Source organism: Streptomyces sp. WAC06614, assembly GCF_003949795.1.
In the GTDB taxonomy this organism is placed as follows: Bacteria; Actinomycetota; Actinomycetes; order Streptomycetales; family Streptomycetaceae; genus Streptomyces.
This window is the reverse complement of record NZ_RPRY01000272.1, coordinates 1-9,498: the sequence shown is the minus strand read 5'-3', so window position 1 is coordinate 9,498 and position 9,498 is coordinate 1. Positions and strand designations below refer to the sequence as shown.

Sequence of the window (9,498 nt, the reverse complement as noted above, 5' to 3'; positions counted from 1 at the left end):
CTCGGGCGGGGCAGGCGGCGCGTTAGCCTCGATCAGCAGGAAGGTTGGAGGCCGGAAGCCGGAAGCCGGAGGCCGGAAGCCCGAGGTCGGAAGGTCGGAAGGTCGGACGGTCGGACGGTCAGGATGACCGGTCACGGGGAAGGCGGGACGAGCATGAAGCAGGTACCTACGGCGGCGGTGGCCGCGGCGGGACTGGTCGGCGGGTACGCGGTCGCGCGGTGGACGCGGAAGCGGCCGCTGGGCGGGGTGGTCCTGGCCGCGGCGGGCGCCGCGGCGGGGCGCGAGTGGCACCGGCGGGCGGGGGCGCCGGCGACGGCGGCCCTGAGCGCGCTGTACGTGGCCGGCTTCGCCGGCGCCCATCCCTTGGCGAAGAAGATCGGCGCCTGGCCGGCGGTGTTCACGGCGGCCGGTGTGGTGGCGGCCACCACCTGGGCCGTGGCCGACCGCGGCTGACGCCGCCGGGGGCCACGCCCCGGCGAAGGCGCCCCGACCTCCCCGGCCGGGGCGCCCCGCCGTCCTTTGCCGGAGCCCCGGCCGTCCCTTGCCGGGACACCTGGCGTGCCCTGCCGGAGCACTTGGCCGCCCGTTGCCGGGCCCCCGCGCGCCCCCTGCCGGAGCAGTTGGCCGCCCGTTGCCGGGCCCCCCGGGCGCGCCCTGCCGGAGCGTCCGGGCGCCCGTTGCCGGGCCGCCGCGCGCCCCGTGCCGGAGCATCCGGGCGCCCGTTGCCGGCCCCCGGGCGTCCCTGCCGGGACACCTGGCGCGCCCTGCCGGAGCATCCGGACGCCCCTTGCCGGAACCCTGGGCGTCCCCTGCCTGGACCGGCCGACCGCCGACGGCCCGGCTCGGCCGTCCGTAGCGCCCGCTCCCTACCTGGTCCTGCTACGCGACCCAACTGCGGCCTCCCAACCAGGTCGACCAGAGCCGTAGCGCCCAACTGGCCCTGCTACAGCACCCGGCCGCAGCCCGGCAGCAGGTGAGGATCTGGCTCGCCCTGCGCCGTAGCGCCCGCGCCCCTGACCCTGCCGCAGCACCCGGCGGATGCCCCGCCGACCGGCGACGGCCCGGCATGAGCGCTCCGTCCGGCCTTGCCAGGGCACCGGCCGCAGGCCGGCCGACCGGACGATCCGGCCAGGCGCGGCGCGCCGGCCCGGTTGCCGGGCGAGGCGGATGCGACCTGCCGGTTTCTCAGCTGCCGGCAGCGCCGAGCAGCGCCGAGCCGACCACGCGTACCCCAGCCGGCAGGAACCGGGTCGTGACTGCCGGCCGACGGGTCGGCGCCCCGTTCCGGCGACAGGCGACCGGGGGGCGGGCTGCTGCCGACCACCGGCCGGCCGGACACACCGGCACCCGGGCGATCACCCAGCCGGAGCCCGGCAGAGTTCCCCGCAAGGCGCGCCGACCCCGGGGCCTGCTGCCCACCGCCAGGTCCCCGCCGGGGCTTCGCCGGGGCCACTCGCCCAGGCCCGCCACGGGCCCATACGGCCACCCGGCCGGCTCCCGCCAAACAGCGGCCAGGCTCCCCGGCCGCCCTGGGGCCAACCCACTCGCCCCGCCGGAGGCCAAGCCCGCCACCCCGGCCAAGCCCGGGCCGCAGGACGCCACGCCCCAGCCAAGGCGCCGCCCGGCCAAGCCCCGGCTCAGGACCACCGGCACGCCCCCGCAAGGCGCACCGCCCCCGCCGGAGGCCAGGGGCCGCCCCTGCCTTTCGCCAAGGCCCTGCCCCAGCTAAGGGCACGAGGGGCCGAGTCGGCCCGTGGGCCAAAGCCCGGCCAAAGCCCGGCCAAGGCCCCGCCCCGGCTTTGGCCAAGGCCCCGCCCCGGCTTTCGCCGGGGCCACCCGTGCGGCCTCCGTCAAGGCCCCGCCAAGCTCCGCCTACGCCCCCAGCGCCCGGGACACCGTGTAGATCAGCAGACCTGCCAGGGCGCCCACCACGGTGCCGTTGATGCGGATGAACTGGAGGTCGCGGCCGATGTGGGCCTCGATCTTGCGGGAGGTGTGTTCGGCGTCCCAGCCGGCGACCGTGTCCGTGATCAGGGAGGTGGTTTCCGCGCGGTACGTCGTCACCACGTAGACCGCCGCGCCCTCGATCCAGCCCTCCACCTTGGCCTGGAGGCGGCCGTCCGTGGCCAGGCGGGTGCCCAGGGAGATCAAGGAGGCGCGGACGCGGAGGCGGAGTTCGCTCTGCTCGTCCTCCGCCGCGGAGATGATCATCGTACGGATCGCCGACCAGGTCGAGGCGATCACGTCCTGGATCTCGTCGCGCGCCAGTATGTCGGACTTCAGCCGCTCCACCCGCTGCCGCGTCTCGCTGTCCGACTGGAGGTCCACCGCGAAGTCCCCCAGGAAGCGGTCCACCGCCGCCCGCGCCGGGTGGTGCGGCATGTCCCGCATCTCCGTCACGAACCGCAGCAGCTCCCGGTACACCCGCTCGCCGACCTTGCGGTCCACGAAGCGCGGGGTCCAACCGGGGGCCCCGCCCTGGACCGCTTCGGAGATCGAGTCGGCGTGGGTGACCAGCCAGTCGTGGGCCTTGGCACACACCAGGTCCACCACGCGGCGGTGACCGCCGTCCGCCACGACCCGTTCCAGGGTCTTGCCGATGCCCGGAGCGATCTCCACCGCTTCCGCCCGCCGCGTGATCGCCTCGCCCACCACCGCCTGGACGTCCGCGTCGCGCAGCACGGTCAGTGCGCCGCGCAGCGCCGTCGCCAGTTCGGCCGTGACCCGGTCGGCGTGGGCCGGCTCCGCGAGCCAGGCGCCGAGGCGGCCGCCGATGCCGAGGGCGTGCAGGCGGGTGCGGACCACGTCCGCGGAGAGGAAGTTCTCCCCCACGAACTCGCCCAGCGACACCCCGAGCTGGTCCTTCTTCGTCGGGATGATCGCCGTGTGCGGGATCGGCAGCCCCAACGGCCGGCGGAACAGGGCCGTGACCGCGAACCAGTCCGCGAGCGCGCCCACCATGCCCGCCTCCGCGGCGGCCGCCACGTAGCCGGCCCAGCCGCCGGCCGAACCGGCCTGCGCCCACTTGGCCAGGACGTAGACCAGGGCGACGAGCACCAGCAGGCCGGTGGCCGTGGCCTTCATCCGGCGCACGCCGCGGCGCCGCTCCTCGTCGGCCGCACTGAACACGAATGTGTCGGGCACTCCCGTCCTGCCTTTCCCGGGCCCGTCGGCACGGCTCACCGGCTCACCGACTCGCGGCTCACCGGATCACTCCGGATCACCGCTCACCGGACACCCCGGATCACCGCTCACCGATCACCGGCTCGCGCGCGTCCGGTGCTCCGGCCGCTCGCTGCGAGGGCGGCCTCTGCTCGCCACTCGCCGCTCGCGCTCCTGGTCGGTGCTCGCCGCTCGCCGCTCGCTGTCGGCATTCTTCTCTGCATAGCATCCGACTCCCGGGAGCGGTCCGGAGTTCCCCGTCCGGCGCGGCGTGTGTCGGGCGGCGCGTGTCGGGCGGCGTGTGTCGGGGCCGGGGCAGGGTCGCCCGTTACAGCTCCTTCCCGCTCCTTCCCGCTCCTTCCCGCTCCTCACAGCTCCTTCCCGCTCCTTCCCGCTCCTCACAGCTCCTTGCGTCGCCGGTCCCCGCGGCCGCCCAAGGTCTTGCGGGCCTTGACCTTGACCTCCACCCCGCCCCAGAAGGCGAAGCCGGTCACCACCACGCGTGGGGCCCCGGGGTCCGGGGGGAGGGGGGTGTCGCGTTGGTCGAAGGCGCCCATGAAGCCGAAGCCGCGGACGTCGACCTCGACGCCGGGCGGGACGACGATCTCGATGCCGCCCATGATCGCGACGCAGTTGATCTCGACCTCGCGCTGCTCGAACCGCGCCTCGCGCAGGTCGATCTCGCCGCCGCCCCAGAACGCCACCGCCTGGAACCGGGCCGGCACCGTCCAGTGCCCCTTGCGCTGGAACCCGGACATCACCGCCACGCCCGCCGACGAGGTCCCGGCCCCGCCGATCCGGGCCGGCCAGGGGGTGTCCGCGCCGGGGGCCGGGGTCGCCGCGAGGGGGTGCGGTACGGGCGCCGCCGGGCCGCCGGCCGCGGGGAGGTCCCGGGTGAGCGGCTCCAGTTCGGCGTACGTACGGGAGGCGTAGGTCGCCTCCAGGCGCTCCTCGAACTCCTGCATGTCGAGCCGGCCCTCGGCCAGGGCGTCCCGCAGGCGCTCCGCCACCCGGTCCCGGTCGGCGTCCGACGCCCGTAGCTCCGACGCCCGCACCTCCGGCGCCCTCACCTCCGACGCCTTCACCTCCGGCAACGGCGCTCCCGCGCCCGGCCCCGTCCCCTGGCCGCCGTCGTGCCCCTCGGGCGGCGCGGACCGCTTGCGCAGCGGATCCTGCGGCAACTGCTGCTCCGGCAACTGCTGCTCCGGCAACGGCTTCTCCGGCCGCTCGTCACTCATGCGCCCCACCCTATGCAGGCCTTCGGCGATCGTCACCGCCCCGCGTACATCCTGGCGATCACGTCCTCGATGTCCGGTTCCCGCACCGACAGGTCGAGCAGCGGGTACCGCTCGGCCACCGCCGCCACCAGGGGCGCCGCCGAGGCGTTCGCCGGGAAGGCCAGCCACTGGCGCGGGCCCTCCACCTTCACCGTCCGGGCCCCCGGCAGCTCGATCGGCGGATGCTCCCGTTCCAGGTCCACCACCAGCGTCCGTTCGCCCTCCCCCACCGAGTGCAGCCCGGCCAGCGGCCCGTCGTACATCAGCCGGCCGTGGTCGATCACCATCACCCGCTCGCAGAGCTGCTCGATGTCCTGCAGGTCGTGCGTGGTCAGCAGCACGGTCGTGCCCCGCTCGGCGTTCAGCTCGCGCAGGAAGCGGCGCACCTTCACCTTGCTGACGACGTCCAGTCCGATCGTCGGCTCGTCCAGGTACAGCACGTCCGGGTCGTGCAGCAGCGCCGCCGCGATGTCCCCGCGCATCCGCTGGCCCAGCGACAACTGCCGCACCGGTACGTCGAGCAGCTCGCCCAGGTCCAGCTCCTCCACGCAGCGCCGCAGGTTGTGGCGGAAGCGGTCCTCGGGGATCCGGTACATCCGGCGCATCAGGCCGTAGCTGTCCTTGAGCGGCAGGTCCCACCACAGCGTGGTGCGCTGCCCGAAGACCACCCCGATCCGGTGGGCCAGCCGGGTCCGCTGCCGGGCCGGGTCGATCCCGGCGATGCGGAGCCGGCCGCCGGTCGGGGTCAGGATGCCGGTCAGCATCTTGATGGTGGTGGACTTGCCGGCCCCGTTGGGGCCGATGTAGCCGACCATCTCCCCGCGCCCGACCGTGAACGAGATCCCGTCCACCGCCCTGACCTGCCGCTTCTCCCGCCGCAGCAGGCCGGCCCGGCGCCGCACCTCGAACACCTTCCGTACGTCGTCCACCTCGATCAGCGCGTCCGTCTCCCCCGGCGCGTCCACCGCGACCAGCGCGTCCACCAGCGATCAGCTCCCCGTGCTCCGGTACGAACGGACCCCGGCGCGCCAGGCCAGCGACGCCGGGACGAACACCGCGAACGCCACCAGCGGGCTCGCGTACGCCGCCCAGCCCGGCAACCCCAGCGGATCGGGCCGGCCGAGGAGGTGCAGGGCCGGCACCCAGTTCACGAAGGCCAGCGGCAGGACGAAGGTCACCGCGCGCAGCAGGTCCCGGGCGAAGACGGTCGGCGGGTACTGGAGCATGGTGTTGCCGCCGTAGGTGAACGAGTTCTGCACCTCGGCCGCGTCCCCGGCGACGAACTGGAACGCCGCCCCCGCCACCATCACCGCGCTGAAGATCGCCGTCCCGGCCAGCACCGTCACCGGCACCAGCAGCACCCGCGCCGGCGTCCACTCCAGGTCCAGCGCCGTCAGCGCCCAGCCGAGCACCACCAGGCCCTGGACCACCCGGCCCAGCCGGCGCAGGGCGAACCGGTCCGCCGCCACCTGCGCCAGCACCGGAACCGGCCGCACCAGCATGGTGTCCAAGGACCCGTCGCGCACCCGGGCCCCGAGCCGGTCGGTGTTGCCCATCAGCAGGTCGGTCAGCCCGAACGAGGTCGAGCACAGCCCGTACAGCAGGGCGACCTCCGGCAGCGTGAAACCGCCGAGCACGTCCACGTGCCGGAACATCAGGTAGATCCCGGCGAAGTCCAGCCCGGTGATGGCCATGTTGCCCACCAGCATCAACGCGAACGAGGCCCGGTACGTCATGGTCGCCCGGACCCACATCAGGGCGATCAGCCCGTACCCGCGCAGCCCCTCCCAGGCCCGGCCCGCCGGCCCCGGCGCCGGGGCGAAGAGCCCGCCCGTCGGCGCGGGACCCGGCAGGGTCGTCCGGTCAGCCACCCTGGACCACCACCTTGTGCGTCGCGGCCGACTGCACGAGCCGGCCCAGCCCCAGCAGGGCCAGCGCCCACCCGAGCTGGAAACCCAGGGCCCGGACCAGGCCGGCCCCCTCCGCGCCCTGGGTCCCCATCAGCACGTCCAACGGGACCTGGAGCATCGCCGCCCACGGCAGCAGCCGGACGAACTCCCCGAAGGCGCCCGGGAAGACGTTCAGCGGCAGCACCATCCCGGAGAAGAAGATCGCGGCCACGGTCACCACCAGGTTCACCCCGGCCCCGTCCAGCAGCCAGAACGCGGCCAGGCCCAGCAGGTAGCGGATCGCGAAGCTCACCACCGACCCCAGCAGCACGGACACCAGGAACAGCAGCCAACGTGCCGGGTCCGTGGGCAGCGCCAGCTCGAACGCGAACGCCCCGACGGTCAGCGGCACCACCCCGCGCCCCAGCAACTGGAAGGCGGCGCGCCCCAGATCACCGGCCAGGTACCACAACTGCAGGTCGGCGGGCCGGTAGAGGTCGACGACGATGTCCCCGGTCCGTACGCGCTGCTGGAGTTCGTCGTGGAAGCCACCGCCCATCAGCCCGGACGTGGCCAGCAGCGCCTGGCTGACCCAGACGAACGTGAGCGCCTGCGCCTGGTCGTAGCCGCCCAGGCCCGGCCGCTCGGCCCACAGGGCGAGGTAGGTGGACGCGATGACGAACCCGAACACGGTGTTGGTGAACACCCCGGCCGCCGTCGCGGTCGTGTACGTGGCGTAGCGCCGGAAGCCGCCCGCGGCCACGGCGAGCCAGAGGGACACGTCCAGGCGCACCCTGACTCCCTCCTCGGTCGTTGCCAGCATCGGCACGCGTTCCGCGCGTCGGCGAAGCTGCGCGAGCTTAGTGCGGAGGGGCGATCCACGCGACCGAATTACGCCCGTCCGGCACGGATTCGGCCGCCATCGGGTAGACACCATGAGGTACATACACGGACATGTCGCACGGCGTCGAGGAGCCCTGGAGATGAGCGACCAGTCACCCCCACCGGGCTGGCCCCCTCGCGATCCGGACACACCGGTGGGGGCGGGCGCCGCGGGTGCCACGGGCGCCGGGGACGGCCCGTCCGACGGCCCGGCCGCCGGCTCCGGCTCCCCCGCCGACGACCGCGGCACCGCCGGCGCCCCCGGCGCCCCCGGCGCCCCCGGCGCCCCGGACGCGGACGGTCGCCGGCGCCGACGCCGCAGGACCGGCTGGCGCCGGGCGATCCCCAGCTGGCGGGCGGTCCTCGGGACCGTCCTGCTGTGCGCCCTGCTGATCGGCGGAGCACTCGTCGCCGGCTACCTGATCGTGGACATCCCGCCCGCCAACGCCGCCGCGACCGCCCAGTCCAACCTCTACCTCTACGCCGACGGCTCCCAGCTCGCCCGCGACGGCGAGGTCAACCGCGTCAACATCCCGCTCTCCCAGGTCCCCCTGACCGTCCAGGAGGCCGTACTCGCCGCCGAGGACCGCGAGTTCTACTCCGAACCCGCCGTGGACCCGCAGGCCATGCTGCGCGCCGCCTGGAACACCGCCACCGGCAAGGGCACCCAGTCCGGCTCCACCATCACCCAGCAGTACGTCAAGAACTACTACCTGGGCCAGGAGCAGACCCTCACCCGCAAGGCCAAGGAGTTCTTCATCGCGATCAAACTCGGCCGCGAGAAGTCCAAGCAGTACATCCTGGAGGGCTACCTCAACACCAGCTACTTCGGCCGCAACGCGTACGGCATCCAGGCCGCCGCCCAGGCCTACTACAACAAGGACGCCGGCCAACTCACCACCGCCGAGGGCGCCTACCTGGCCACCCTGCTCAACTCGCCCAGCGCCTTCGACGTCGTCGCCCACCCCGAGGCCCGGGCCCGCGCCCTGGCCCGCTGGAACTACGTCCTCGACGGCATGGTCAAGAAGAAGTGGCTGACGCCCGGGGAACGGGCCGCCACCAAGTTCCCCGAGCCCGCCAAGGTCCGCCCCGCCGCCGGACTCTCGGGCCAGCGCGGCTACCTGGTCGAGGCCGTCAAGGACTACATCACCGAACACGGCATCGTCGACGAGAAGACCCTCGCCGAAGGCGGCTACGTCATCACCACCACCCTCGACAAACGCCGGCAGAACGCCTTCGTGGCCGCCGTCCAGGACACCGTGGTCTCCCGGCTCGACCCGGCGGCCCGCCCGGCCGACCGGGTGGTCCGGGCCGGCGGCGCCTCCGTCGACCCCCTCACCGGCAAGGTCGTCGCCCTGTACGGCGGCATCGACTACACCAGGCAGTACGTCAACAACGCCACCCGCCACGACTACCAGGTGGCCTCCACCTTCAAACCGTTCGTCTTCGCCGCCGCCGTCGACCACGACTCCCGTACCCGGGACGGACGCCTGATCACCCCCAACACGTACTACAACGGGGACAACCGGCGCCCCGTGGTCGGCAGCCGGGTCCCCTACGCCCCCGAGAACGAGGACAACCGGTCGTACGGCAACATCACCGTCCGCACCGCCACCGACCTGTCGGTCAACACCGTCTTCGCCCAGATGGTCGTCGACGTCGGCACCGACAAGGTCAAACAGACCGCCATCGGCGTCGGCATCCCCGAGAGCACCCCGAACTTCGTCACCGGCCCCGCCATGGCCCTGGGCACCCTCCAGGCCAGCGTGCTGGACATGGCCCAGGCCTACGCCACCCTCGCCGACCACGGCCGGTACACCCCCTACACCCTGGTCGAGAAGATCACCAAGGGGGACGACACGATCGCCCTGCCGGAACGCACCCCCCGCCAGGCCATCAGCCGCGAAGCCGCCGACACCACCACCTCCATGCTGATCAGCGTCGTCGACAACGGCACCGGCACCGCCGCCCTGGCCGCCGGGCGCCCCGCGGCAGGCAAGACCGGCACCGGCGAACAGGACCGCTCCGCCTGGTTCGCGGGCTACACCCCCGACCTGGTCACCGTGGTCGCCCTGATGGGCCAGGACCCCGACACCGGCACCCTGGAACCGCTCTACGGCGCCCTGGGCGAGCCCCGCATCAACGGCGGCGCCTACCCGGCCCGGATCTGGGCCGCGTACACCAAGGCGGCACTCGCCGACAGCGATCCGCTCGACTTCGAACTCGACCTCCAACCGGGCGTGGGCCGGCTGCCTCCCCCACCGCCCGAGGAACAACCCCCCAGCGGC

The 9,498-nt window shown here is 74.0% G+C and carries 7 protein-coding genes; 2 read left to right on the top strand and 5 right to left on the bottom strand.

Going from position 1 to position 9,498, the window contains the following annotated elements; all coding sequences use genetic code 11:
- Positions 1-153: 153 nt before the first annotated feature.
- Entirely contained in the window at positions 154-453 is a 300-nt protein-coding gene (locus tag EF918_RS27385; RefSeq protein WP_125651580.1) for a hypothetical protein, read from the top strand.
- 1,419 nt (positions 454-1,872) lie between these two features.
- Here the strand turns inward: EF918_RS27385 and EF918_RS27375 are convergent.
- From EF918_RS27375 to EF918_RS27355, 5 genes are all read right to left on the bottom strand, one after another.
- Positions 1,873-3,183, bottom strand: a complete 1,311-nt coding sequence (locus EF918_RS27375) for a DUF445 domain-containing protein (RefSeq protein WP_260610729.1) — start codon at positions 3,181-3,183, stop codon at positions 1,873-1,875.
- Between the two features lie 377 nt (positions 3,184-3,560).
- Positions 3,561-4,400 (bottom strand): DUF1707 domain-containing protein, encoded by an 840-nt coding sequence (locus EF918_RS27370; protein ID WP_125651575.1) that lies wholly within the window; start codon positions 4,398-4,400, stop codon positions 3,561-3,563.
- A gap of 32 nt (positions 4,401-4,432) precedes the next feature.
- On the bottom strand, positions 4,433-5,422 hold the full coding sequence (locus EF918_RS27365; protein ID WP_260610727.1) for an ATP-binding cassette domain-containing protein: 990 nt from the start codon (positions 5,420-5,422) through the stop codon (positions 4,433-4,435).
- Between the two features lie 6 nt (positions 5,423-5,428).
- On the bottom strand, positions 5,429-6,193 hold the full coding sequence (locus EF918_RS27360; protein ID WP_125651587.1) for an ABC transporter permease: 765 nt from the start codon (positions 6,191-6,193) through the stop codon (positions 5,429-5,431).
- A gap of 109 nt (positions 6,194-6,302) precedes the next feature.
- Positions 6,303-7,109, bottom strand: a complete 807-nt coding sequence (locus tag EF918_RS27355; RefSeq protein ID WP_125651583.1) for an ABC-2 family transporter protein — start codon at positions 7,107-7,109, stop codon at positions 6,303-6,305.
- A 202-nt stretch (positions 7,110-7,311) separates the two neighbouring features.
- Here EF918_RS27355 and EF918_RS27345 point away from each other — a divergent pair.
- A partial coding sequence (locus tag EF918_RS27345) for a transglycosylase domain-containing protein (RefSeq protein ID WP_260610726.1) occupies positions 7,312-9,498 on the top strand: 2,187 nt, incomplete at its 3' end.

Excerpts from the sequence above, each read along its gene's own strand:
- EF918_RS27385 (WP_125651580.1), top strand. The coding sequence starts at position 154 with ATGAAGCAGGTACCTACGGCGGCGGTGGCCGCGGCGGGACTGGTCGGC.
- EF918_RS27370 (WP_125651575.1), bottom strand. The coding sequence starts at position 4,400 with ATGAGTGACGAGCGGCCGGAGAAGCCGTTGCCGGAGCAGCAGTTGCCG.
- EF918_RS27360 (WP_125651587.1), bottom strand. The coding sequence starts at position 6,193 with ATGTGGGTCCGGGCGACCATGACGTACCGGGCCTCGTTCGCGTTGATG.